The following is a 26,958-nucleotide window of genomic DNA, read 5'->3' on the forward strand; positions in this document are numbered from 1 at the left end:
GGCTTCCTTTTTCAAAAAGGTCTCTCTTATATACACGCCATAATCAGCAAAACCGTTCAAATTCGGCCTAAAAAACGGCATTAGTTGGAATTTTTACTATATTTACCCCTAAACCGAGGTTTTTATGCAATTACCTAAGTACAAAAAGAAGAAGCGTATCAAGCTGAAAGTCTGTCAGGAACCCGGCTGCGGCCGCGAATTCTGGGGCCACCCGATCGCCAAGTACTGCGAATTGCACCGCGATATCAAGCAGCGCCAGAAGCAGAAGAAGGATGTGGACAACATCGAGTCCAAGAACATCATCTTCCGCCACAACTACACGGAATCCATGGACCTCACCTTCAAGTGCTGCCTCGAAGGCTGCAACGAGCTGTTCACCATCCGCGTGTTCCCGAAGCAGTACATTTACCCCCGTTTCTGCGAAGAACACCGCAACGATTTCAAGCGCGCCAACTACCTGCGCATCATTTCGAAGCTGAAAAACGACTAAAAAGGCGCATTTTACAAAAAAATTGCAGGGCCACCCTTGAAAATCGGGGTGGCTTTTTTATATTTGGGCTCACAATCATGGTGGGTGTAGCTCAATTGGTTAGAGTCCCAGATTGTGATTCTGGATGTTGTCGGTTCGAGTCCGGTCACCCACCCTTAAAAAAAGGCCTCGCAGTTTGCGAGGTCTTTTTTCTTAGGTATGGAGATTTTTTTACCTAACTTCACTTTGACAAATAGATTGCAGACAACTCTACAACAAACCCATAGCGGACTGTCCTAGATCCACTTGCGGCCACCAATACTTCCGGCGCAGAGAACGCACGAATAAAATACGCCGCATACTTCAAGTTCATTGTGAACGAATAAAGTGACGTGACATTGTCAATCCGACCCATACTGGCGTTAATGCCGCGATCCGAGTACGAATAACCATACACATCCATCGCCAATTCGTCCCTATCTGCATTAATTGATCCACGAGACACAAAGCCCGAGCCCTCGTCCAGCCATTCCGACCTTAAACGAGCCAAGCTGTCCATCACATCCTTTTCATAATCCGTCGAGAATACATAGGTTCCCGAATCGCTTACCTCTATTTCGTGAATCACGTGTTGCGATCTCCAATCCACAACGATGGAATCTCCCACACATCGTGCACTCACAACTTCATAACCGTTTCCAATCAAGTATTCCATTTCATAGGGGAATTTCGTATCGGTACATGCAGTATCATTCGCCGTAGCCGAAGTATCCGGCTTTACGGAGCCCGTATCGCGAGCGGAAGTATCGCGAACTGCTGTATCGCGGACCGTTGAATCCTTCGGCACTACAGAACTCGAAGAGCGCAGGCTATCCAGCGAAAGCGAATCGCGTACGGACGAGCTAGAAACCAACGAATCAGGAACAGACGAACTCGACACCGGCGGCACCGCAGAACTCGAAGACACCGTATCGGACTTTGCTTCGCTACTGCTAGATGTCACCGTACTGTCGCGCGGATCTTCCTTCGAAGAAGAGGAGACGATTTCTTCAATCGAATCCTGCGCGGCAGAAGAAGAAGATTCTTCGATGGAAGACGAAGAACTTTCCTCGGTCGAGTCAGTGGCTTCAACAGCGGGAATGTACTTTTCAAAGGCGGGGATTTCATCGGCGTAATCCAGACCTTCGATATTCTTGCGGATCGTTTCAAGATCACCGTTTGCCGAAGCTTCGGCAGTCCATTCCGCAATAGCCTTTTTCGTTTCGGAGTCCTTCCATTCACCGCTTTCGGCAAAGGAATCGTCGAACTTGTCGAGACGCTTGGCAAGACCAGCCGCATCGGCGTCGCCCTGCATCATCACGCTTACGGCCAAGAGCGCCGCGTTGCCATCGCCCGATTCAAAGAGGTTCAAGTTTTCGAACTCACCGAATTCACCCTTGATGTCGAAGGCTGCGAGAACTTCGCTTTCGGCCTGGGCTTTCGCCTTGGCGAGGGTATTGTTCTTTTCTTTCACAAGGTGCATCACGCGTTCGTATTCCAGGTTCGTGAGCAAGTTGACGTTCACGTTTTCGCGATCCTTGAGGTCCGTCAGCGCACGCAGCGTCAATTCGTCTTCCGTCTTTTTGCCCGTGACTTCGTTCAGGTACTTACCAGAAACTTCGATGACTGCGCAAGAAGAATCGAGGGCAACGCTATCGAGGGCAAAGTCACCCTTGTCGCTCTTGATAACGCCTTCAAAGACCTGGTCCGTGAATTCCAGCGTCTTACAGTCGATACCGCGGACCGTCACAGCGGAGCCCTTTACGAACGGGCCCTTCTGTGCAACGCCCGCCACATCGGCCACAAAGCCGGCATCTTCCGAGACGCCTCCCGAAATGCGATCGTCTTCAGTAGTAGAGCATGCGGCAAACAGCACCGACATACCTATCATTGCAGAAACAACGGCCAAGCCTTTCTTGGTCGCCTTACACAAGTTATTCTTCATGATCTCCTTCCTTTTTGGGGATACCCTTATCGTCTTTCTTCAAACTTTCACTCATCGGGAACAGTTGCAAGTTCAAGCGGTACACCTGTTCCGTATCGTCGTCTTCGGTAACAATGGCCATAATGCGGCGACGGCAATCCGCAAGTTCTTTCTTGATACGTTCGTAAGCGCGATGCGTAATTCCCATGGTAAGGCCCGACATATCGCGTTCCGACTGCGGCAAGCCCACCGCCTTGACAGCAAACTCCGCCATTTGGCGTTGCAAATCGCGGGCCGCCACCGGCACAGCATCAACAGAGCCGATCGAAACGGCCTTGTCCGTCTGGTGGTAATTTCCGTCCTTGTCTTTTGTGAGAAGCTTGGCGCGCAGCAAAAAGTCGAGCGTCTCAGAGACCTCGGCCGCAGTAATCGGCTGCTTACAGGCCTTCGCCATTTCTAGCGGCTTTGCACCGGGCATACTTGGCGCAAGTTCTCGCAGCACCACGTTTTTCCACGATTTAAAATAATTGAACTCTTCGCCCCCCAACACACGCACCTTGTGAGCATTCGCAAGCGCACAGCGTTCCTCGAACGCGGCTCGTTTCGCCTCGTCCCCCTTCGCATGCGCGTACGAAACCATCAGCACAAAGTACGTGTGTTCGAACCCCACCAACCCCATAGCACTCGCTACGGAACCTGCAGCCCCTACGCTGAGGTTTTTCTTTCCCTCGCAGACATACTTCAGATAAACCGCCGACGAAAACCCCGCGTCTCGCGCAAAGTCTCGCCAGGTAAACGCAGAAGTACGCTTACGTTCATCGTAGTAATCCTGGATGAACTTGCGGTAATCTGTGTATTCTATAATCTCCTTCATGAACACAAATATAGACTATTTCTCTATTTTTGGAACACAAATTATCAAATTTTATTCAAATTTTACGAATTTAACCCAATTATTAAAATTTTTAGCAATTTTTAGAACACAACTTGTATTCCAAGAACACAAAAAAAAGACCTCGCTAGTATCCTAGCGAGGTTTCCTCTCCTAACCATCCCCCTGCCCTAAACACTCGGGTCCAAATCGGGGGAATGAATTTCACTTTAGTTCTTTACGCAACGCACGTAAGCTTCTTTTAGCGGTTCTCGTTCAGTATAGTAGCGTTCGACAGACAATTCTACCCCATACTCACCAACCGGCGTCGGATGAAGCCTTTCTTGAACTTCTTCGAGTTCTTCATCATCCTTTGCTGTTTCAAGCAGGTATTGATAGTACAACATATCGACTTCATCGGGCTCACTCATATAATAGGAGCTATGCTTATAAGAATGGTAATGGACTTCCAAGTATACCGTATCCGTCGGCGTCAGATTGAAATCAAACCTGTTGTAGAACACGCCGATCAAATCTTTACCAAAGGCGGCTTCCAAAACATAGGATCTCCATTTTTCGTTAAGCAGATTGTTGATTCCACCGACATAATCAATCAAGACATCCCATTCGTCTATGCTAGGCACATGCCAGCCATCGGGACAGATACCCTGGTGAACTTCGTCGATCACGCTATCTTCAACCACTTCATTCATGAACTTATCGTCAATCTGCATGGCGGTTGTCCAGGTATAGCGTCCATCAGAATCGTACTTGAGGTCTTCCGCCATCCATTCATGCGTTTTCCCTTCGTATTCAAAGCTGACCGTCTTGTACTCATGTCCATCGCGAGGATCGGTCATGGTTCCCATTTCATGGTCAATTGGAAGCTTGAGAGAATCGATATGATCTTTTGTCGTCAAGTCCCAATAATAACCGTTGCAAAGGAAGTAGTAGCTCGAATCAATCAGTTCGCCGTAAAGCACCATGGACTTATTGAGTTTTCTGTATTCGCCCCAAAGATCGTTTGTACAGAGTTCCAATTCCATATAATTCAAGAAGACAAGAATACCGAAATCATATTCGCTCTTCAAGAAACGGATACTGATACCATCCGGATCAGACTCGTCCTTTCGCTTGATATCGTCTTCATCGACATCCATCATGTTGCTCCATTCCTTGGCAGAGCTATAGCCCTCTCCGACGAGATCCTGCATAATCGAATCAGCGAGAACACCATCATCGGCAAAATCATTGGCAAACCCATCGACGTAAGCTTGCAATTTGGAGCAATCGACATCGTCATCAGCATTATACCAATCGCGCCAATAATTCCATTCAGGCTGTTCATCTATAATTCGGCTGATATTGTACAGAGTTCTGTCGCCATCCGTAGAATTGTAGATGTTCAAGTCTTCTGCAGAAGAAACATCGATCTTGACGCCGAATGCACCAAGGACTTCCTTTGCGGCCTGCTTTTTGGCCTCGGCAAAGGAGCTGCCCTCCTTGACCAAATTCAGCACACGCTTGTATTCAAAATGAGTCAAGAGGTTGATGTTTACGGTTTCGCGCTTTTCCAAGTCGGAAACCGCATTGAGACGCATAGGACAGCTAGAAATTTCGTTGTTGTGCTCGTGGCGGTAACGGCCTTCCACAGAAATAAGCACATACTGGCTTTCCAGATTGATACTGTCAATCTTGAAATCACCCTTGTCGCTGATAGTATGGGTATAGAATTCTCGACCGGTGGGTTCAAAATTGCCATCCTTCGAGGTTTCCCTGAGAATCACTTCGGAGCCCTTGATAAAAGGACCCTTCTGCGATACGCCAGCAATCTTCTTGTCGGCAATGGCGATAACGCCTTCCGCTTCTTCGCTTGTGCCAGAGGACTCCATATTGGAGCAGGCACCGAGTAGCGCCGTCAAAGCAAGAGCCCAGACCGCCCCTGTCTTTTTTTCGTTTAAATAGTGGTTCATCTTATACTCCTTTACCCAAATCGGTCGGGTTACAATTTAAATTTTCTGAGAGGGGGAAAAGCTGCATATTCAAGCGGCAGACCTTTTCCACTTTTTTGTCAGCCGAAACAATCGACACGATGCGCTTGCGGCACTCCGTGAGTTCTTCGACGACCTTTTCATAACTTTCGGCAGTCATCCCCATGGTAACGCCGCTAAAGTGGCGTTCCGAAATGGGCAACTTGTCCAGAGCTTCGAGCGCAAATTCGCCCATCTGGCGCAGCAGCGAATGCACTGCCACCGAAACCACCTTTAGGCGCCCCGTCGTAATCGAATGCGTCGTCTGGTGATAAATGCCCTTGGCATCTATCGTCAGGAATCCGGCATTCAAAAGGAATCGCAAGCTGCTGCTTACGTCAGCCGCCGAAATAGGCAACCGGCAAGCCTTCGCGATTTCGTGCGGTTTCGCCCCGGGCATCGCCACGGCCAATTCACGGACCACGGAATGTTTCCACGTTTCGTAGAACGTGTACATTTCGCTGCCCAGAATCTTCACGTGATGCGCAGAACTCAATGCCTCCATTTCTTCGAAGCATTTCTTTTTCTCTCGATCCGTCTTTACGTTTTCGTATCGAACCATCAAAACGAAGTAGTCGAACTCAAACCCCAGCAACCCCATTGCCAAGGCCGTTTTCTTTGCCCCTTCCTCCCGAAGGCGGGTCTTACCGTCGCAAACAAGCTTCAGGTACGACCCCGATGCGAAACCCGCAATCTTCGCAAACTCGCGCCATGTAAACGCCGAGGTGCGCTTGCGCTCGCGGTAGTAATCGAGTACATACTCGCGATAGTCCTTGTATTCAATAACTGATTTCATCATGACTATAAAATAGAATTTTAAAAACTGCCATGCAATATTTTTCTTAAAACAAAATTGACGTTTTTAAGCGAATTTAGCCACTTTGTATCCAAATGCAAAAATTTTTAGCAAACTATAAAACAAAGTTCAAAATCCATGAAACAAATTTTACATCAAACTTGGCATTCAAACGCCTGAAAAAAGCGTGTATATACAAGAATAGGGATTCTCTCTATTCGCTCGCGGGAGGCTTTCCCGAAAAAAAATGGAAAAAAACAAATGACAAGAGAAGATTTCGCAGAATTTCTCGGAAAACTCAAAGAAACCAAAGAAAAAGGGCAAGATATTGACGCATTCGTCAAGAAGTTTGAACACAGAAATGTGTATTTCTATAACGACGGCTGTATCAAAAAAATCCTTGCCAGCGAAAAGAACCTGATGCTCACGACAGACCTCATAAACGCAGCTTTGAACCTTATCGGTTCCGACCGCATTGATAATCCGAAACTCGTTAACCCGTTTATTCCTGGAGAATTGGGTTATCGCAGTACTGAACCGGACATTTTGCTGACGAACGATCGTAACGGGAACTTTCCTCGTGACCGAATTTCTATCGAGGTTCAACATGAGCACAAGTCCCTATTTAGGGAACGTTTGGTACTTTACGTCGCTCGCCTTACGAGCAATATGGTGAAAGCAGGGGAAATTCCGTGCCTTGATAATTTAAATGTGGTAAGTTTCCTGTTTTTTGATGCTTTTGCCGGCTCTCCGAACTACCGACAGACGGTTCAGCTGAAAAACCAAGAGCAGCGGATCTATTTTGACCGTCAGACAGTGACCTTAATTGAAGTAGCCAAGTTTCTCAAAAATCCCCAGAGATTTGCCAACGACAACAGCCGTCTTGCTCAGTGGCTCCGCGCTATCGACACACTGAACAACGAAGGCGATTTCAGCGAATTCGCAAACGATCCTGTATTCAATGTCTTGCAAAACGAAGTAAAATTGTGTAACTTTAGTGCGAGGTATCTTATGACTGTAGACATGAGTGACGTAGACAAGGCGATTGAAAGGTATGAAGAAAAGCGGGAAATCGCAAAGAAAATGCGCGATAAAAACGTTGACATTTCAATTATTGCCGAAACAACCAATCTTTCAGAAGAAGAGATTCGCGCATTATAACCACCCCAACCAAAAATTTCAGGCAGTCATTTGACTGCCTTTTTCATTTTATAATACACTTACCTATTCCCTTTCGCCCGATTATGCGACTTGCAGAGCATTTCGCAGTTAGCTCGATCGGTGGCACCACCTTTACTCCAAGCAGTCACATGGTCGGCATCCATATCAGCAAGTTTCCAAATTTTATTCTTATTTGCGTTATCGGACATAGCGCAGTATGGGCAGTTAGAAATACCCGCCGACTGCGCCTTGGCTGTCTGCACAGTATAAACACTTTTCTTCGTGGCTTCGTCAAACACGCGAATATTCAAGAGCTTTTTATCTACCTCACCACCGAGCACATACTCAAAGATCCCCTTGCGATCTTTCACATAGGGATCCGCATACAACGACATCACTTTATCATAAACGGTTTTGGGACTATAGGCGTTTTTATGATAGACTTCATAAAGCCTTCCCCATTCAAGCCCGCACATTTCGCTTTCCGTCATGTCAAAAACGCTTGACGCCCAATCAATGACCGTATTGAAATAGGTTTTCAGTTCGTCAATATTGGCATCACGGCGATGTTTCGCCATATAAGAGTCTTTCTTGGACAACTTATACTTTTTCGCTTCTTCTTCAGAAATCATTACTCCACTAACCCAATCAAGAGCAACGCTTAAAATTCCCTGGCGGTTCGGTTCTCCTCGTACATAAGTTTGCCACATCTGCACATTGGCATTCTTGGAATTGCTGAATTCAGCCTTGGCTGCCGTTACAAATGGACCCGAGAAAATGGCGTTCAACAATTCCTGTTCATTCAGCGGGACTCCCGCGATGTTTATGGTTTTGAACCACTCCTTGATTTCAGTTTCTTCACCCTCACAAACATAAACAAGTAATTCGTAGTCTTCAATCTGTTTCTGTTTTTCTGCAGGAAGCCCGGAGAAATACTGAGGTATGCCATTTGCATCCGCAACGCCAAACTTTCCCTTGACGAATCGTCCGATAGATGTAATTCGCTGTTGACCATCCAGCACTTCAAAATGCTCATCATCCACTTTGTTGAAATAGATAAGCCCTAGCGGATACCCCTTGAGCATAGAGTCTATGACTGCAACATCCTTTTTCCCATCAGCGTAGATGTAATTACGCTGATATTCCGGCTGAATTGTGAGTTTACCGGAGAGACCGAACAAACCTTTACCTTCGAGTTCGTTATAGACGAAACCTTCGCAGATATCTTTGACGGAGTATTTTCTGAGTTCTGTTTTCATAATGTATACCTACCCTTTTGCCTTGATTACAATACGGCAATAAAGTCTTTGGTATTCTCCATTTTCTTTTATATAGAAAGCAGGACCTCCTTGTTTCGCCTTAGGCAAATCTGCAGGCTTTGTTGTTGCAAGTTCCAGACTGATTCCCAAAATTTCAAATTGTTCTGGGCAATATTTATCCAAGAAAGAAATTGGCACACCCATTACACCTTTATAATCATTGGGGATAGCGTCAGTGTAAGGGACCTCAATAGCATCATAGTTATCGTAATGCAAATATCCTTTCTCTTTTATTTCTTTATGCCTAGAGAATTTAAGGTTCTGTTGCATAGACATCAAAGACAATGGTTCATGGCGCCGCCCATGTTCAACATTTGTAAACCAGCAACAATTTCTAAATTTCACAAGCCCTGTAGAATCATCAAAAACACCATTAGCATATTTTCCCGCATTAGCAGTGTCAATTACGCGGAAATAGGCATTCCCCGCATGAAATCCATTGCCAAGCCAGGCTTTGTTATCCTTTAATAGAGGAAAAACTTCTTTATATGTAATAGCATTCATATTGCCAACAATGACAAACTTTTTCCTAGCCTCCATAATCCATGCAAGAAATTCCCTAAATAAACTGAATGGCGGATTTGTTATGACAAAGTCTGCTTCATCACGCAACCGCTTGATTTCTTCAGAGCGAAAATCACCATCTCCTTCAAGATACTTCCATTCCAAATCTTCTATGTCAATCCGACCGTTCCTATTAGTGTCGTGATCAAGCGTAAAGATTTTGCCCTTGATTTTTGACTTATCCACATCAAACCAAGGGGCCTGCTGTTCAAACAAAGTCGGTTGCCAATCCATGACTTTATACTTTTTTGATTCTATCGCATAAGATGTCGAAATCAATTTCTTCAAGCCGAGCTTTTCAAAATTCTGCGCAAAATAGCGGGTAAAATTACTCCACTCCGGATCATCACATGGCAACAAAATCGTCTTATTCCGGAATACATTTTCATCGTATTCCAAGTAGGCATTCATTTCTTTTTCAATATCCGCAAACTGCGTGTAAAACTCATCATTTTTTGCGTCTTTAGCTTTGCTCAGCGATTCGTTTGCCATCGTGTTGCTCCATGCAGAGAGTGAACGAGTTCACTCCTGCTGGAGCTAAAAGCACGACGATTTCAATACGATACAAAAACCCGCAATCCCGAGCGGATACAATTCACCCAGGACACAATACACCCATGGCACTCATGGGTTAACGCGAGTATTCGTCTTATTCTCGTTGTAGAAAGTGTCGAAGTTTCAGACAGAGACAAGAGCATAACTCGGCGAGTTTGCTCTCATTCTATACAAAACCATGCTTTATCGATAAACAAAAAAGGCGTGGAGTTGAATGCATTTACCTGTCTGAGGCCTTCGACTGCCCACAACGAATAAACACAAACAACTCACGCCCCAAAAGGCCGTTTGCATTCAAGTAAATTGCAAAAGCAATAAACCATGTAGCAAAACGATGCGGCAAGCCATAGCTAGTCGCAGACGTGAGCGTTCGTCCTATTCCCGTTGTAGAAATTGTCGAAGTTTCAGACAGAGAATAAGAGAAAACCCTATTTTCAACGAATAATATAGATTATTACAACAATAAAACAAGAAGCCCCCGACAAAGTCGGGGGCGTTCTAATGTCACGGGGTGACACTCAGACTACGAGAGTCGAGAAATCATGTAACCTGCGCAAACTGCAGTACCGATCACGCCAGCCACGTTCGGGCCCATAGCGTGCATCAGCAAGAAGTTCTGCGGGTCATACTTGGCACCTTCCACCTGAGACACGCGAGCGGCCATCGGCACGGCGGACACGCCAGCAGAACCGATAAGCGGGTTCACGGGGTTCTTGGGAGTGCACTTGTTCATGATCTTAGCAAGGAAGAGGCCTGCAGCGGTCGAGAAACCGAAGGCCACCACACCCATAGCGATAATCATGAGGGTCTGCGGACGGAGGAAGATGTCGGCAGACATCGTGAGGCCCACGGAAGAACCGAGGAAGATCGTCACGATGTTCATGAGTTCGTTGGAAGAGGTCTTCACCAAGCGTTCGACAACGCCGGATTCCTTGAAGATGTTACCGAGCATGAGCATGATGATAAGAGCAGAAGCATCGGGCACCACGAGGATGCACACGATCATCACCATCACGGCAAACACGATGCGTTCGGCCTTGGACACCTTGCGCAGAGCCTTCATACGGATCTTGCGTTCCTTGTCGTTGGTCATGAGGCGCATGATAGGCGGCTGAATCAGCGGAACGAGGGCCATGTAAGTGTAAGCTGCCACGGCGATAGGTCCGATGAGGTGCTTTGCTAATTTGTTTGCAGTAAAGATGGAGGTCGGACCATCAGCACCGCCGATGATACCGATAGAGGCTGCTTCACCGAGAGTAAAGCCACCGAAAGCCACAGCGCAGAACATGGTCGCAAACACGCCGAACTGAGCGCCACCGCCAAGAAGCAGTGTACGCGGGTTAGCGATAAGCGGTCCGAAGTCCGTCATGGCGCCCACGCCCAAGAAGATGATGGGCGGGAAGAGTTCCAGGTGGATACCCTGGCTGATGTAGTAATAGAGGCCAGCCGTCGGGGTAAACATACCTTCGATGCTCCAGCCACCATCGTAGAATCCCGCACTCGGGATGTTCACCGCCAGTGCGCCGAGAGAAATCGGCAAGAGCAACAGCGGCTCGTACTTTTTGACAATCGCCAAGTACATCAGGACGAAACTCACGATCCACATCACGATCATCGAAGGGGTGACGTATGCGAATCCGGTGTCGCCTGCGAACTCAACGACCGAATTTAAAAGAGAACTCATTTATCTGTACCTCTTAGGCGATGGTCATGAGAGTCTGGCCGTCGACGACAGTGTCGGTTTCCTTGACGGCAATGGAGTTCACGGTGCCGGCGCACGGAGCGACGACCGGGTTTTCCATCTTGAGAGCTTCGATGATAGCCACTTCCTGGTTGGCAGCGACGGTGTCGCCGACCTTGACCTTCAGTTTGAACACGGAGCCAGCGAGCGGGCTCTTGACTTCGGTACCACCGGCAACAGCAGGAGCGGCGGCAGGAGCAGCGGCAGCGACCGGAGCGGCAGCAGGAGCAGCGGCAACGGCGGCATTGGAATCAAGAACTTCTACTTCGACATCGTAGGTCTTGCCTTCGAAACTGATACGGACGGTTTTCTTCATTTTGATATTTCCTGGCTTAAAAGCCTGTTGAGTTTTAAAAGTTTACCTTACTTGACGATCGTCCAAGCAGGAGAGTTAATGTTTCTGTAAGCAGTCACGCGGCAGGGCTGACCGATAGCCTGGGTCGCCGCTGCGGTCACGAGGGCGAGGAACTGGTCGTTGCTCATGCCCGGGTGTTCTTCGAGGGCTGCCACGGCGGCAATGCCGAGGAAAGCCTGGAGCTGCTTGTTGGTGAAGCCCGGATGAACGCTCTTGGCGTTCGGATCCCAGTCGCAGTGGGCAGGACCGATGGTCACCGGTGCTGCAGCGGCGGGAGCGGCGGCCGGAGCAGCCTTAACTGCAGGTGCCGGAGCCTTGTCCTTGTTGAGGCCGAGCTTGGCCATAATGAAGTTCATGAGGTAGCAGAGCACCGTGAGGCCCACGATGACGCACATCACCACGATAAGACCGGTTGCCTGGAATTCGATTAAGGAGCCGATACCGAAGGTGTCGGAGTCACCCTTACAACCCTGTTCGGTCGAGAATTCGCCCTTGCAGTAGGTCGAGCCCAGCTTGGCCTTGGCGATCGGGAGCACCTTGTGGCCGCCAGCGTTTTCGATAGAATCGCGAACGTCGCGTGCAAGAACTGCCTGATCGTAGGTCTTATAGAGAATCGAATGGTTACCAGAGTGGTTTTCCACGATCTTGTAAACCATGTCGTCATTCATACCCGGCATAGAAAGCTGCTCCTGAACCTGAGCGGCATCGGAGGGGAGCATGAGTCCGAGTTGTTCATCGAACTTGCCCTTCACCTTTGCTGCAGGCTTCGAAGCAACGAGAGCCGGCTGCTGCACTTCCTGGGCCGGAGCGGCGGGAGCCACTTCCTGAGCTTCGGGTGCATTGGTCTGTGTTTCGTTCATATTGGATTCAATCCATTCTTTTGGGTTTCTGTTTTGTAAAAATCAGCGACGAAAATTTAGAAAAAGCGGCGTTTGGATAACGCCGCCGAAAGCTACATCACCCCAGTTTCGAGGCCTTTTACGGGGATATAACGAACCGAGCCGTCGGGTGAGATAATGATGGCCACGCCGGCCATGTAATTCACCCATTTCCATTTTTCGTAAAAGCGCACATTCGCATGCCCATTTGTCGTGTAGGCAAGCAGCGGGACAACCAGGTAATCGTGCGAAACCAAGAAGCTCACACGCCCCATTCTGCCCAAATTCGCCAGAATTTCGTTTTGCAGCAGTTCCTCACTGCGCGTTTCCAAGTCATAGAATACATCCGGGTAGGCCCCTAAAAAGGCGTACTTGGAACACACCACCCAGCCGCCGCCATCGGAATTCGAATAGCTTTCGAATTTCACGCTGTCTTTCATGTACCAGTCACCATCGAGGCCGGGAAGGATATCCAAGCTGTACTTGGATTGCCCATAGCCCAAGGCAATGTTTTCGCAGGTTTCCTGGGTGCGAGTATAGCCCGAATAGCCGAAATAAAAGGTTTCCTTATTCACGGCGGCAAGACGCTTTCCCAAATCCTGGGCGTACTTTTTTCCGTTGTCGGTCAAGTGACCCTTTGCGCCCGTTTCGCCGGTGCGTTCGCTATGGCGAATAATGAACACAACCTTTTCGTCGGCGGCCAAGTTCGCATAAACCTCGACCAAGTCGGTAAAGCCATCGGCTTCTTGCGGGGTGGCAAGGCGCCAGGCGCCGGCATCGTAAATGTAATAGTTGTCATGGATGACGCGCCCTTCGCGGATTTCACGGTCGTATTCACCCGGGCCAAAGCCCACCGTATCTTTTTCCATGGGCTGCGCAAGGCGCCACTGGAATCCATTTGCATCGCAAATAAAACGCACCGCCGAATGATCCGACGTTTCGTAGTCATTTGCAAAGTAAGCACTCTGTCCCTGATTCACATAAGTCACTGTGCCCGCATTCACTTCGGTGCAAGTTTCAAACGCATAAGCCAGCGGAATAAAGCCGCGCATGTAGCCTTCAAAGTTCGGCACGTTCCCGCCGTAGGCAGACGTTACGTTGTTTCGAATTTCGCCATAACGCCAGTTGCTATCGAGGCCTACAATCCAGTCGGCAATTTGGATTTTCCCATTAGGGTCATTCCACACGCCATCGCCCTTCAGGTCTTCACCCAAAGTGCCGATAAAGTTCTGCGTTTCCTCTTTGCTCAAGCGGCTCTGTACCATCGCCGCAATGGCAAGCAGTACGCCATTAGAATCCATCGCATACTGCAGGGAATCTACGCCGAACGCCGCGAGCGTTTCGTACTTGGCGCGTTCCACCGCAGAATCCAACGGGACATGGTTCATCAAGTGCTGATCCACTCGAGGACGCGCCAACAAATCCAATATATTGTTCACGCTAACGGAATCAGTAGAATCGGCTGCCGCAATCCGTTCTTCTAGAATTTCAAAGACATAGAGGGGCGCTTTGATTGGCTCAAGCACTTGAACCGCCTGAGTATCAGGCTTTACCTCTGTCGAGCCCTCATTTGCTGCATCGCCTCCATTTACGGCGCCGCCATTATTTTCTGCACTGCACCCCAGCATGAACAGGGTTGCAAATAAAACACCCACCAAACATTCCACACACCACTTCTTTTTTACCATTAACCTACCATTTTACATTGTCCCTGAATCAAGGCCCTTTACCGCGTAAAACACCCTGGTTCCATCGGGTTTGAATACGATTGCGATTCCCCCGAGGTAATTCAGCCAATGATTCGTAGAATTCAAGTGATACTTCAAATCGATTTTTCGGTCTGAAGCATACACCACCAAAGGCATCATCACCAAATCATGCGACACAAAGAACCCTACTTGCTTTCCCGAATTTTCAAAGGCGGGAATCACATGTTCTTCCAAAAGTTCCGAGCTACGTTCTTCCAAGTCATACATGGCATCGGCAAAGCCGCCTTCGTACGCCCACATCGCCGTAAACTTCCAGCCGCCCCCGTTTTTATCGCGGACGTCCTTGTAAGCGGAATCGTTCTTTATGAACCAATCGTCGTTCAGCGCCGGAATCGTATCGGCAAGCGTATCGAGTTCGCCGCGGCCCTTGGCAATATTGTTGTTCGTCTGGTGCGCACGAATAAATTCAGACGCTCCGTAATACACCTCGATATCGCCCTTAACGGAATCACGATTGATGGAATCTCTCTGGAGCGATTCCCCGAGTTTAAACGCCTGCCTTATGCCATTTTCATTCAGCGGGCCCGTCCTAGAATAATCGCTGCCACGTTCGGCATGGCGCAAAATGACAATCAACTTTTCTGTATCGGCCAAATTCTTGACGACCGTCTGGACCGGAGTAAAGTCTTCCACATGAGAATCGTCGATATACTTGCGGTTCCAATCGAACTTGCTAGCAAGACGCCAGAAAAGCGTATTCTTGTCGCAAATGTAATCGCGAAGTTCACCGTTAATGGTCGCAGACTTGATCACGCCCGAATTCAGGGTGTTGCATTCGCCAAAATAATGTTCCGGCCCGTACGTAACAACCGAATCAATCACGTTCACGCTATCCTTGATATACAAGGAATCAATCACATGGACACTGTCTATGATATGAATACTGTCGATTACGTTGATGGCACTGTCGATAATATTCAGACTATCGACCACATGAATGCTATCCAGAACATTCACACTGTCGATCACGTTGACAACATCAATTACATTGACGCTATCCCTAACGCTTACGCTATCGATGATGCGCACGCTGTCGCGCACCACCACCGAATCTCGAACAACTGTTTCTGTATTATCGGTTGCGCTCGTTGTTTCATCACAACCACAAAGGAGCAGTAGCGCTGCCCCCATTACTCCCATCCAATTTTTTAGGTTCATTTTCTCTCTTCTTTAACCTACAGTTACATCGTCATCGTGCCGGATTCCAACCCTTTCACGGGCACATAACGAATCTTTCCATCGCTTCCCATAATAATTGCAAGGCCCGCCAAGTAGTTGATCCATTGTTTGGTATCAAAGTAGCGCAGGTTCACCTTCTTGTCGGTGAAGTACGCCGTGAGCGGAACCACAAACATGTCATGCGAAATGAACACACCCACTTTCTTCACTTTCGCAAATTCAGGTTTGATTACTTCGGTAATATACTTTTCGCTGTATTCTTCAAGATCGTAGTAAGCGTCAGTGTAGTCGCCCTTGTACGCATACTGCGAAGCCACGACCCAGCCGCCGCCATTGTTGCTCTTGTACTGTTCAAGCTTACTGTTGTCCTTCACGTACCATTCGCCGTCAAGGTTTTCGTTAGTATTCTTTTCAATGCCCGACATACCGGCACCAAGTGCGATGTTTTCACAGGTTTCAAAGCTACGAGTATAAGTCGAATTTGCAAAGTAGATGTCTTCGCCCTTGAACTTTTCGCCCACGCTCTTCGACTGGGCCTTACCATCGTCGGTCAAGTGGCCGTTCTTGCCGGTGTCATCGCCGCGCTTGGCGTGGCGCAAGAAGAAGATGACCTTTTCGCCCGACTTCAGGCTCTTGTACACATCTTCGATGTCTTCGAATTCCTGAATGTCGTCGCTTGTCGCGGCACGCCACTTCTTGTTTTCATCGTCGTAAACGTAGTACTTTTCTTTATCGACGCGGCCATTCTTGATTTGGCCCGGATATTCTCCCTTGCCGTAACCATAAGTGTCCTTTTCGACAGCGGTAGCGGCGCGCCATTCATGTGTATTGGCATCGCAGATAAAGCGGACCGTCGGACCCGGCTGATCGTAGCCGCCCCCGCAGAAATAGGCGCTCAGGCTGTTCGAAATGCAAAATACCGAATCGGCTTTCTGCGCATTGCAATCACCAAAGTTATAGGCTCTGGACCAGAAACGCTTCAGGTGCTTTTCAAAGTCGGGGACCTCGCCCATATTCCAGCTGGCGATGTTATTGCGAATCGTTGCGTAAGAACCGCTGGTATCGAGCACCATGAGCCAGTCTGCCAGGTCAGCCTTGGCGTTGTTGTCGTCCCAGTTGCCGTTACCCTTAATGCGGTCGGCAATACCCGCGGCATAAGAAGTCATCTCGGAACCCGAGCCCTTGCGCTGCATCATGATAGAAATGGCAAGCAAGGCGCCACTGTATTCGTCACCATCAAAAAGTCCAATATCTTCGGCAGCACGACCATCGGTCGTGAGCGTCTGCTGCTGTTGCCCACCAAAGTTCCAGCCGCCAAAGCCACCGCCGTTTCCGCCACCAGTGCTACTGGAGCCCGAAGACTTATCCCACTGGATTTCAAAGCTCGAAAGGATTTCACGCAGGGCCTGAGCCTTGACGGCGCGAATCGGCTGGTTGTTGCCGCTGTTTTCCACGAGCTTAAGCACACGACCCGCTTCCATGTGGGTCAGGATATTCACGTTCACCGTATCTTTTTCGGTCACGTCAACCACGGCTTCGAGAGTCACCGGCTTAGAAGAAAGCCCGCCCGTCAGTTCACTGCGGAAATAGCCGTTAGCCTTCACACGCAAATAGGGCGACACATAGTCTACGCTGTCAAAGCTGTAGTTACCATCGCCATTCAAAATACAAGTCTTGTGGGTACGCTTGGAATCTGCCAAATGTTGCGTACTGTCAAGTTCGATCAGCTTAATAGATGTACCGTAGCGGAACGGGCCCTTTTCGGCAACGCCCACCAAGTGGGCCCCCACAATGCGCGGTTCTGCCGTATCGACGGCGGCTGTATTGACGGTGTTACCGCCACCAAAGCCCCACGGCGAGGTGCCACCACCCGAGCTTGAGCCCTTGTCGTCATCTTCATCTTCGACACCCGTGTACATCTTGCCATCGCGGCAAGAAATTCCCGTGGCCTGAGAGACCTCTTCCGAAGGAACCCACTCGCCCGCCAGGCAGAAATACAGAACGTTTTCGCTCTTGACCAGGAAGGATTCGCCCTCGCTTTGGGCAGTACATTCCGGCAAGGCATCTACATCGACCACAGCCGTGGAATCTTCAATAACCGGATCTTCAATACCGACAACCGCACCCGTGGAGGAACTCGACGTGTTCGGATTGTCTGGGTCACTCAGATTGCCCGATTCACCCGGTTTGTCCGAATCCGCAGCACTCGAAATGGGGCGGCCCAAAGAATCTCGTTGGACTACAGCGCTAGAGTTTTTATCCCCGCGATGGGAGCCACTACCGCTGGAATTAGGATCGTCATATTCGTCATCATATTCATCGTCAGGATCATATTCTTCATTCGAAGAAGACGAACTACCGGAACACGCCTGCAAAGAGAAGGCGAACCAAGCAGAGACTATAATCCAAAATAGGCGATTCATATTCGTCGTTCCTAAAATTATTCGCAATATAACAAGAAACTACTTTATTTTCAACGAAAAAGCCAACAGAATCTACCAAAGACACCCGCCAAAACAGGGGCAATGAGTAGAATCACAAAAAAACTGCAAAAACGGAACTTTTTAGCGCATTTTTCCGGTTTCGAGGAACCTAGAATGCATCTCGAATGCCCTATCAAGGGCAAGAGGCATATGAACGGCCTTGGCGTGCTTTAGGCTGTATTCCAAGAAATCGGTGAGCGGTTCGCGGAAATCCGGATGGGCGCAATTCTTGATAATGAGTCTTGCACGGTCTTCTGCCGAAAGGCCTCGCAAGTCAGCAAGTCCCTGTTCCGTCACAAAGACCATGGTGTCGTGATCCGTCTGGTCCACGTGACTCACGTAAGGCACAATGGAACTGATGGCACCGTTCTTGGCCACCGACGGCGTCAAGAAAAAGCCCAAGTAGCAGTTGCGGGCAAAGTCCGCCGAGCCACCGATTCCGTTCATCATCGAAGAGCCTGTCACAAGGCTGCTGTTCACATTTCCAAAAATGTCGGCTTCAAGCGCCGTGTTCATGGATATCACGCCCACGCGACGAATCACGTCGGGGCTGTTGCTCACTTCTTGCTGGCGAAGCACCAGGTGCTTTTTCCAGTCCTTGGCGTTTTCCACGAATTCCTTCTGGGCGTTTTCAGACAAAGTAAGAGCCGTACCCGAAGCGACACCGAGTTTGCCCTTTTTAAGGAGCGGCAGCACCGCCTCTTGAATCACTTCGGTATACAGGTCGATTTGGCCCAGGCGATCGTCGCAGGACATGGCGTTCAGAACCGCATTGGCCACCTTGCCGACGCCACTCTGGAAGGCCATTCCCTTGGGAAGCCGGCCCTTTTTCTCTTCGAAGCTGATAAAGTCCAAAATACGCTGACCGATGTTGGTCGAGATTTCATCCGGTTCTACAAAGGGGCTCACTTCGTCGAGTCTAGAGGTTTCGACAATGGCAACGACCTTATTCGGGTCGATCTTGACGAATTCGGAACCCACGCGGTCGCCGGCGCTGTAAATGGCGAGCGGCTTTGCATGGGGCGGAAGTTCGGGCAACGCCACATCGTGGATTCCTACAAAGGAATCGCCAAAGCGGGTGTTCAATTCCAAGATGATTTTCGGCGCCATCTCAAGGTAAGTGACCGAATTTCCGCCCGATGTCGACAGACATACCCGACCGTCGCTCATAATGGCAGAAACTTCGACAATGGCGACCGTCGGGGCAGGCAAAGCCCCCGTACGCACCAGGTAACCCATCTTGCCCAAGTGTGCGTCGATATACTTGATTTCGCCTGCGTTAATCGCCTTACGCAGACTCGGATTGCTCTGGTAAGGCATCCTGAGCGATACCGCCTGCGCCCGAGCTAAAGCCCCGTCGCAGCTGTCGCCAGTGGAAGCTCCCGAAAAAAGCGTAACCTTGAAAGGCTTGCCTGCGGCATGTAACTTTTCGGCACGCGCGGCCAAAGCCGTGGGCACTTCCTTGGGGTAACCCGCCAAGGTAAATCCAGACACTCCCAGCACATCCCCATCGTTAATCATTGCCGCGGCATCGGCCGCCGAGCACTTCTTATCGTTAATCCAAGTCATGCGCAAAAAATAAATACTTTTTTATTTAATTGAGACAGGAGATCCCCGATCAAGTCGGGGAAGACACGCAACAAAGGCCATTCATTTTTTTATTTTCAGTCCGTGAAGCATTTCATCAAATACAACTTGATTGGCGTCATGAACACCCTCATTACCCTGGCATCGGTCTGGGTAATGCACCAGCTTTTAGACTGGAACCTGGAACTTTCCAACTTTCTCGGGTTCATTTTCGGCGCCATCAACAGTTACCTGATGAACCGAATCTGGAATTTCAAAAGCCATAACCGCAAGCGTACCGAAGTCATCCGGTTCATTATCGTTTTCGCGGCAGCCTACCTCTTGAACCTCGCCACCCTCGAAGCGACTGTTTACGCCTTGAACACCGCCTGGTGCAAGCCGTTTACCGACTTCATTTCACAATTCATGAAGCCCGGATTCTTTGCAAACATTGTCGCGAACGGCGTATACGTCGTTGCAAGCTTTACGCTTTATAAAAAGTGGGTTTTTAAGAAATAAATCAAAAAAAACGCTCGCCGTTGGCGAGCGTTTTTAATTTCGGTTTAAGAATTCCGATTAGAACGGTACGAGTTCAACACGGCGGTTCTTGGAGCGGCCCTTCTTCGTCTTGTTGTCGGCGATCGGCTTGTCGGAGCCGAAGCCCACGGCGCGAACGCGGTCAGAAGAAATACCGTTCTGGATGAAGTAATCCACCACCACCTGGGCACGATCCTGAGAGATCTGCTTGTTGATTTCTTCGGAGCCCGTATTGTCGGTATGACCCTGGACTTCGATATTGGCGGTGCTGAACTTCTTCATGAGTTTCACGATGTTGTTCAGGGTCTTGTAACTTGCCTTGGTGAGCTTCTTGGAGCCGCTCTGGAAGTTGATACCCTTCTTCAACTGTTCCAAGTCTTCAGCCTTGTTGAGCGGGCAACCCTTCTTGTCGATACGCACGCCTTCGAGGGTGTTCGGGCACTTATCGAGGAAGTCAGCCACGCCGTCCTTGTCGCTGTCGACCGGGCAACCAGCGGTGTCAACGGCAGCACCCTTCGGAGTATCTGCGCACTTGTCGAGACCGTCGTACACGCCATCCTTGTCAGCGTCAGCAGCGCAACCCAGAGAATCAACAGGCACGCCAGCCTGAGTATTCGGGCACTGGTCAATACCATCAGGTACGCCGTCCTTGTCGAAGTCGAGCGGGCAACCGGTATTGTCAACATTCAAGCCGGCCTTGGTATCCGGGCACTTGTCCAAAGCATCAGGCACGCCATCCTTGTCGGCATCGGCCGGGCAACCGGTAGAATCAACAGCTACGCCCTGCTTGGTGTTCGGGCACTGGTCAGCGGCATCCGGAATTCCGTCGCCGTCGAAGTCACCTTCGCAACCTTCGGCATTAACCTGGGCACCTTCGCGGGTATTGGCGCACTTGTCCAAAGCATCGGGCACGCCATCCTTGTCGGCGTCAGCCGGGCAGCCGAGGGTGTCAACAGCGAGGCCAGCAGCAGTGTTCGGGCACTTATCAAATGCGTCGGCAACGCCGTCCTTGTCAGCATCAGCCGGGCAACCCGTTTCGTCAACCGGGAGACCAGCAGGCGTATTTTCACACTTGTCGAGACCGTCGTAGACGCCGTCCTTGTCAGTATCCTTCGGGCAACCCACATCGTCGGCCTTCACGCCTTCGGCAGTGTTCGGGCACTTGTCGAGAGCATCAGGAACGCCATCCTTGTCGAAGTCCGGTTCGCAACCGAGAGAATCAACGCTTGCGCCACCGCGAGTATTCGGGCACTTGTCAAGACCATCAAAAATGCCATCCTTGTCGGAATCCTGCGGGCAACCGAGGGAATCAACCACAGCACCGGCCGGAGTCTTTTCGCACTGGTCCTTGGCATCAGGTACGCCATCGGCATCGCTGTCGGTCTGTACGTCCTTGACATTGCCACCAAAGCGCCAAGTAAGGGATGCAGTCACAGCAACCGTCGGAGTCGGGGCGTAGCCGTAGCTGACGTTACCCTCAGAACTGCTGTGACGGACAGTCTGGTACTGCACATTCTTCATTTCTTCGTCTCTATCGTAGCCAAGGTTAGCCAAGGTACGAATGGCAATATCGGCACCCAAAGCGAGGTCGATGTGCCACGGCAAGTGGAAACGGAGACCAGGAGTCAAGAGCATCGGGTCGTCCATCGGATCGCGACGGTAGGCACCGTCTTCGATACGCATTTCGCCAGAGAATTCCGTGAAGATATCCAACCAGTCGGTCGGCATCACGTTCAAGCCCGTGCCATAAACCAAGGTATTGGAACCCTTGTCGGCATAGACAAAGCTTGCATGGGTGTTCCACAAGACCGGCACACCAAGTGCACCGAAGTTCAAGGAGAGAACCACCGTTCCGGCAAAGTTAATTTCGTTAGAGGTATACGGGTTGGTGTTGCCACCGTCATCGTTCAAGTACCAGGCATGACGCGGACGAATGCCCACATTTTCATCACCGGTCGGGAAATAGACATCACCCTGGATAGCGAGGCCAAAGAAACTCTTGGAATCGCCCACGAGACCGGCCTTCAACCAAACGTTCAGGTCGCCACGGCTAGCCTTCCAGATATCGCCTTCGCCATCGCCCTTCAAGTTGGCATGATCATAGTACAGCGGAAGAGCCACACCGAGGTCAATGAAATCCTTCAGACCAATTGCAGCATGGACATTACCCGAAAGAGTACCTGCCGTACCATGGAAAGAACGTTCCTTATTTCCCTGGTTGATCACGCCACCACGAGATTGAGACCATGAATCCGTAGAGACATCTCCACCCGTACCGAGTTCAATACCCCACTGACCCAACGTGTAAGCGTTGTGTTGATGTATACCGGAAGTTCCACCCTGAAGCCCAGACTGGGCAAAGGCAAGACCGCCAGCGACTAGTGATAAAGCAATGACTTTTTTCATTGTATCCCTCGCATGTCTTTATTACATTTTGTTCTCAATGTAGTATTTTTGCCCAATTAAAGCCCAGTGTGACGCCGCTCACACTCCAAAAAGTGTTTAAAAAATGTAGAATGCAACCAAAAGTTTATATAAAACATCAAAATAGCGATTATGGACCCAATTTTATCTATACAAAATATCCGCCGCGACTTTAAAATGGGCGACGAGACGGTCCACGCGCTGCGCGGAGTTTCTTTCGACATCTACCCCGGTGAATTCGTGACCATCATGGGCACCAGCGGTTCCGGCAAGTCGACCATGCTGAATATTCTGGGTTGCATGGACAAGCCGACCTCCGGCGAGTACATTCTAGACGGACAACATACCGAAAAACTGAAGCGCGATGCGCTCGCCAAAATTCGCAGCAAGAAACTCGGATTCGTTTTCCAGAGTTACAATTTGCTCAGCCGCACTACAGCTATCGAAAATGTAGAACTCCCCCTGTTATATAATTCCAGCGTGTCTGCCGCAGAACGCCATCGCCGTGCCATCGAGGCATTAAAAATGGTCGGACTCGAAAGCCGCATGAACCACTTGCCGAACCAGCTTTCGGGCGGCCAGCAACAGCGAGTCGCCATTGCACGTGCCCTGGTGAACGATCCTGTCATCATTCTCGCCGACGAAGCCACCGGAAACTTGGATACCCGCACCAGTTACGAAATCATGATGATTTTCCAGGAGCTGAATCGCCAAGGAAAAACCATCGCCTTCGTGACGCATGAACCCGACATCGCCACCTTTAGTGGGCGCACCATTACGCTGCGTGACGGGCTCCTTAAGAAAGACGTGAAGAACGAAACCGTGCAAGACGCCAAGGCAGCCTTCGAAGCCCTCCCTCCACCGGAAACGTTTGAGGAGGAATAATGTCACCATTTACTCTTATAAAAATTGCACTCAAAGCTTTGCTCCGTAACCGCATGCGCACCTTCCTTTCGGTGCTCGGCATCGTGATTGGCGTCGCGGCGGTGATTGCCATGGTCGCCATGGGCGAAGGCTCCCGAATTTCTATCAAGGAACAGATGACTGCGATGGGTTCGAACGCCATCATTATCATGCCGAATCGTGACCGCCGCGGCGGCGTGCAGCAGGAATCCACCAGCGAACTCCTCGAAGAAGCCGATATCATCGCTATCCGCGAAAACGCTACCTACATCAACGGCGTTTCCCCGATGATGACTGTAGGCGGGCAGGCGATTGTCGGCAACAACAACTCCCCCACGACCTTGAGCGGCATTTCTGCCGACTACCTCAAGATTCGCAACTACGAAATCGAAGACGGCGTCATGTTCGACGACGTCACGGACCGTATGTCCAAAGTCTGTGTGATCGGGCAAACCGTTGTCAAGAACCTGTTCCCTGAAGGCGACCCGATTGGCAAGACCATTCGCTACAAGAACATTCCCCTGAAAGTCATCGGCACCTTGAAAGCGAAAGGCTCCGGCGACTTCGGGCAAGACAACGACGACGTGATTTTCACGCCTTACCAAACGGTGATGCGCAGGTTTTCTGCCACCACAAATATCCGCCAGATTTTTGCAAATTCTATTGGCGAAGGCTACGCCGAAAAGGCGACCGAAGAAATCATGGGAATCTTAAAGGAACGCCGCGGCTGGACAAAGCCCACCGACCCGTTCCGCGTGTTTACGCAAGAAGAAATGATTCAGACCATCACGAGTACGTCTGACATGATTTCTCTGGTGCTCACGATTATCGCAGGTATTAGTTTGTTTGTAGGCGGTATCGGTATCATGAACATCATGTATGTTTCTGTCACGGAACGCACCAAAGAAATTGGCCTGCGTATGGCTATCGGTGCCCGCGGTAAGGACATTATGTTTCAGTTTTTGTTTGAATCGGTGATTATCAGCCTACTCGGGGGCATTATCGGGATAGCACTCGGCATTGCCGCCTCCGAAATCGTGAAAATCGCCTTCAACATGCCCATGAGCGTGTCTGTTACCAGCGTGATCGTGAGTTTTGCCGTATGCTTTGCAACAGGCGTATTTTTTGGCTGGTACCCCGCCCGCAAGGCAAGCCGACTTGACCCGATTGAAGCCTTAAGGTTCGAATAAAATGCAAAATAACGCAACCGCAATCAATAGTATGTGATTCAAACTACAGAATCTTACATTTTGCTTGCAGAGTTTTAAAAACGGTGCTATATTTCCTCCATAATATATGGAGGACTTATGCGTCTAAAAAAACATGCAGGGGTTATGGCATCTACCCTGGCAGCACTTTCTGCTTCTACAGCTTTTGCCGCCACCACCCCATACGACCTGATTCGACCGACTTGGCCTTTGAGCTGGGATGCGAAGGTTTTCGAGAATTTCGACACGACGGTTACGAAGAAACACAACGTCTTGAACATTCCCGCCACTCCCGAAAGCTTCAAGGCGGGCGCCCTGTTGCCTAACGTCTTGGACCAGGCCTACTACGACGCCATTAACTCCAAAATTTCGCCGATCCGCGTGAACCAGGCAGGTTACCTGAAGAACGATACGGAACGCCAGTTCTACTATGTAGGCTCCAAGGCTACCGAATTCGAAGTCGTGGATATTGACGGTAAGTCACTGAGCACCAAGGTGACCGGAACCTTTACTGAAAGCGAAACCGTAACCCAAAGCGACTGGACCATTATCGCCGGCACGGACAACGCGACAAACGACAAGCAACGTTACAAGGTTGAAATTACCGGACCTTCCGGCAAAATCTTTGTCGGTAAAATTCCGCAAAGTGTACCTACCGACAAGCGCTTGCGCATCAAGGTAGGCGACGATATTTCGAGCACCTTTATTATCAGCGACGACGTTTACACCATGGCAAAGGATGCCTCCCTCAAGTTCTTAGGTATCCAGCGTAGCGGTAATTCCGAATCGTGGTTCCACGGTCCGAGCCACGTGAAAGACGGTGCAGGCAAGGTGGTAAACGACCTCATCAATGTCACCCCGGAACTCGCTTCGAAAGAAGGCGCTCTGGAAGGCGGCTGGTACGATGCAGGCGACCACCTGAAGGAATCCCAGACACAGGCGTTCGCCTTTATGGCTTTGGCGGTGATGTCTGCCACCAACCCCGCTAAAGATGTCGACCACTACGCCTACAATCAAGGTGAATTTGTAAAGACCGACGGAATTCCCGACGTCTTGCGCGAGGCCGCACACGGTGCAGACTTTTTCTTGAAGGCTTACAAATTTGCCAACGGAGTCATTGACGATATGCCGGTTTCCATAGGAAACTTTGGTAGCGATCATGGCTGGTGGGGACGCCCGGAAGCTCAAGACTATTTGAACGTAGAAAATCGCGGAGGCCCCGCCGAACGAGATGTGCGACTCGGCGAACTCGGTTCCAACATTTCTGGCGAAATCGCTGCCGGTCTTGCCATTTTAAGTAAAGAATACGCCACCTATGACAAAGATTTCGCAAAAGCCTGCTTGACGGTCGCCGAAAAGATGTATGACTTCGCCAAGAGCCTCGCTCAAGGCAAAGACTCATACGACAACGGCAAGCCCTTCAAGAACAATAAAGCGCCCACATTCTACTCCAGCGCCTACAACGGCAACAACGAATTCGAAGACGACTTGGCTCTCGCCTCGGTCGCACTCCTTTACGCTACCGGCAAAAAAGAATACGCCGACGACATGATCCGCGCAAAGGATCTCTTCAAAAGCCAAGCTACTGGTACCGGAGCAGGATACTTTGAAGGCGGCTGGTTCTCTACCACCGAAAAAGGCATGTTAAAAAGCGCCAAGAACACCGGCTGGGCAAATGCACACACCTACGCTCTGTACGCCTTGTACAAGTTGATTCTAGCAGACAAGACCAAGGCTACAACCGATTACGGGCTTTCTGAAGAAGAACGCTTAGCCGCTATCGAAGACTGCCTTGCCGACATGATTTACAATCTAGGCGATGTAAGCGAAGGTACAGCATCGATCGTTCTCCCGACTGGTGACGTTGGCTACAAAAACAATACGATCAAGTATGACCCGACCTGGTACACCATGCAGACAGACCAAGCCTGGATTTTCAACCATTATCAAGTCGGAAATATCTTTGAAGTACTTGCCTACGCCGATGTCGCTGCCGATATCGAAAAGCAGGGCATTACGCTCCCGACTTTGGCTAGCACAGGTCTTAAGGCTAGTGAAATGCGCCAGCTCGGAATCAACCAGCTGAACTACCTAGTTGACCCTTAAAAAGTCACTTCGCGAGCGCAGGATAAGGAGGTTCGCCGTTTTTATTCACCCCTTCCCGGCAAAGGAAGCAACAGTATAGCC

20 protein-coding genes and 1 tRNA gene are annotated in these 26,958 nt (G+C 49.8%); 7 read left to right on the forward strand and 14 right to left on the reverse strand.

Annotated features, from left to right (window positions below):
- The first annotated feature begins 124 nt into the window (after nt 1-124).
- Together BUA40_RS06920 and BUA40_RS06925 are read left to right on the forward strand one after the other, a co-directional pair.
- Nucleotides 125-490, forward strand: a complete 366-nt coding sequence (locus tag BUA40_RS06920) for a hypothetical protein (protein ID WP_072799910.1) — start codon at nt 125-127, stop codon at nt 488-490.
- An 80-nt stretch (nt 491-570) separates the two neighbouring features.
- Nucleotides 571-644 (forward strand) — tRNA-His (locus BUA40_RS06925).
- Nucleotides 645-710: 66 nt separating this feature from the next.
- Here BUA40_RS06925 and BUA40_RS06930 read toward each other — a convergent pair.
- From BUA40_RS06930 to BUA40_RS06945, 4 genes are all read right to left on the reverse strand, one after another.
- Nucleotides 711-2,453, reverse strand: a complete 1,743-nt coding sequence (locus BUA40_RS06930; protein WP_072799911.1) for a hypothetical protein — start codon at nt 2,451-2,453, stop codon at nt 711-713.
- Nucleotides 2,443-3,306 carry a TIGR02147 family protein gene (locus BUA40_RS06935; RefSeq protein ID WP_072799912.1) on the reverse strand — a complete coding sequence of 288 codons (864 nt, stop codon included), beginning with the start codon at nt 3,304-3,306 and terminating at the stop codon, nt 2,443-2,445. Before BUA40_RS06935 ends, BUA40_RS06930 begins: the two co-directional genes overlap by 11 nt.
- A 227-nt stretch (nt 3,307-3,533) precedes the next feature.
- Nucleotides 3,534-5,276, reverse strand: coding sequence for an FISUMP domain-containing protein (locus tag BUA40_RS06940; protein WP_072799913.1), 1,743 nt, complete (start codon nt 5,274-5,276; stop codon nt 3,534-3,536).
- Nucleotide 5,277: 1 nt separating this feature from the next.
- On the reverse strand, nt 5,278-6,132 hold the full coding sequence (locus tag BUA40_RS06945; protein ID WP_083585321.1) for a TIGR02147 family protein: 855 nt from the start codon (nt 6,130-6,132) through the stop codon (nt 5,278-5,280).
- A gap of 258 nt (nt 6,133-6,390) precedes the next feature.
- Between BUA40_RS06945 and BUA40_RS06950 the strand changes: the two genes are divergently transcribed.
- Nucleotides 6,391-7,290 carry a PD-(D/E)XK nuclease family transposase gene (locus BUA40_RS06950; protein WP_072799914.1) on the forward strand — a complete coding sequence of 300 codons (900 nt, stop codon included), beginning with the start codon at nt 6,391-6,393 and terminating at the stop codon, nt 7,288-7,290.
- Between the two features lie 59 nt (nt 7,291-7,349).
- On the opposite strand, the gene BUA40_RS06955 is transcribed toward BUA40_RS06950, so the two are convergent.
- The 9 genes from BUA40_RS06955 to BUA40_RS06995 form a co-directional block, all read right to left on the reverse strand.
- Nucleotides 7,350-8,549, reverse strand: a complete 1,200-nt coding sequence (locus BUA40_RS06955) for an HNH endonuclease family protein (protein ID WP_072799915.1) — start codon at nt 8,547-8,549, stop codon at nt 7,350-7,352.
- A gap of 9 nt (nt 8,550-8,558) precedes the next feature.
- On the reverse strand, nt 8,559-9,665 hold the full coding sequence (locus tag BUA40_RS06960; protein ID WP_072799916.1) for an adenine-specific methyltransferase EcoRI family protein: 1,107 nt from the start codon (nt 9,663-9,665) through the stop codon (nt 8,559-8,561).
- Between the two features lie 586 nt (nt 9,666-10,251).
- Nucleotides 10,252-11,412, reverse strand: coding sequence for a sodium ion-translocating decarboxylase subunit beta (locus BUA40_RS06965; RefSeq protein WP_072799917.1), 1,161 nt, complete (start codon nt 11,410-11,412; stop codon nt 10,252-10,254).
- 13 nt (nt 11,413-11,425) lie between these two features.
- Entirely contained in the window at nt 11,426-11,785 is a 360-nt protein-coding gene (locus tag BUA40_RS06970) for a biotin/lipoyl-containing protein (RefSeq protein ID WP_072799918.1), read from the reverse strand.
- Nucleotides 11,786-11,832: 47 nt separating this feature from the next.
- Nucleotides 11,833-12,684 (reverse strand): hypothetical protein, encoded by an 852-nt coding sequence (locus BUA40_RS06975; RefSeq protein ID WP_072799919.1) that lies wholly within the window; start codon nt 12,682-12,684, stop codon nt 11,833-11,835.
- Between the two features lie 92 nt (nt 12,685-12,776).
- Nucleotides 12,777-14,390 (reverse strand): histidine phosphatase family protein, encoded by a 1,614-nt coding sequence (locus BUA40_RS06980; RefSeq protein WP_072799920.1) that lies wholly within the window; start codon nt 14,388-14,390, stop codon nt 12,777-12,779.
- 12 nt (nt 14,391-14,402) lie between these two features.
- Nucleotides 14,403-15,629, reverse strand: a complete 1,227-nt coding sequence (locus BUA40_RS06985; RefSeq protein WP_083585322.1) for a phosphoglycerate mutase family protein — start codon at nt 15,627-15,629, stop codon at nt 14,403-14,405.
- A 23-nt stretch (nt 15,630-15,652) separates the two neighbouring features.
- Nucleotides 15,653-18,073 carry a histidine phosphatase family protein gene (locus BUA40_RS06990; protein WP_072799922.1) on the reverse strand — a complete coding sequence of 807 codons (2,421 nt, stop codon included), beginning with the start codon at nt 18,071-18,073 and terminating at the stop codon, nt 15,653-15,655.
- Nucleotides 18,074-18,214: 141 nt separating this feature from the next.
- Nucleotides 18,215-19,702, reverse strand: coding sequence for an acetyl-CoA hydrolase/transferase C-terminal domain-containing protein (locus BUA40_RS06995; protein WP_072799923.1), 1,488 nt, complete (start codon nt 19,700-19,702; stop codon nt 18,215-18,217).
- A 102-nt stretch (nt 19,703-19,804) separates the two neighbouring features.
- On the opposite strand from BUA40_RS06995, the gene BUA40_RS07000 reads away from it, so the two are divergent.
- Complete coding sequence (locus tag BUA40_RS07000) at nt 19,805-20,218, forward strand: GtrA family protein (protein WP_072799924.1); 414 nt, start codon at nt 19,805-19,807, stop codon at nt 20,216-20,218.
- Nucleotides 20,219-20,275: 57 nt separating this feature from the next.
- On the opposite strand, the gene BUA40_RS14555 is transcribed toward BUA40_RS07000, so the two are convergent.
- Complete coding sequence (locus BUA40_RS14555) at nt 20,276-22,642, reverse strand: OmpA family protein (RefSeq protein ID WP_072799925.1); 2,367 nt, start codon at nt 22,640-22,642, stop codon at nt 20,276-20,278.
- Between the two features lie 150 nt (nt 22,643-22,792).
- Between BUA40_RS14555 and BUA40_RS07010 the strand changes: the two genes are divergently transcribed.
- The 3 genes from BUA40_RS07010 to BUA40_RS07020 all read left to right on the forward strand — a co-directional run bounded on the left by BUA40_RS07010 (nt 22,793) and on the right by BUA40_RS07020 (nt 26,877).
- Nucleotides 22,793-23,545, forward strand: a complete 753-nt coding sequence (locus BUA40_RS07010; RefSeq protein WP_072799926.1) for an ABC transporter ATP-binding protein — start codon at nt 22,793-22,795, stop codon at nt 23,543-23,545.
- Nucleotides 23,545-24,753, forward strand: a complete 1,209-nt coding sequence (locus BUA40_RS07015; protein WP_072799927.1) for an ABC transporter permease — start codon at nt 23,545-23,547, stop codon at nt 24,751-24,753. The genes BUA40_RS07010 and BUA40_RS07015 overlap by 1 nt, the downstream gene beginning before the upstream one ends.
- Nucleotides 24,754-24,897: 144 nt before the next feature.
- Nucleotides 24,898-26,877 (forward strand): glycoside hydrolase family 9 protein, encoded by a 1,980-nt coding sequence (locus tag BUA40_RS07020; protein ID WP_072799928.1) that lies wholly within the window; start codon nt 24,898-24,900, stop codon nt 26,875-26,877.
- The last annotated feature ends 81 nt before the right edge of the window (nt 26,878-26,958 follow it).

Origin of the sequence: Fibrobacter sp. UWT2 (genome assembly GCF_900142545.1) — a bacterium.
Lineage (GTDB): Bacteria > Fibrobacterota > Fibrobacteria > Fibrobacterales > Fibrobacteraceae > Fibrobacter.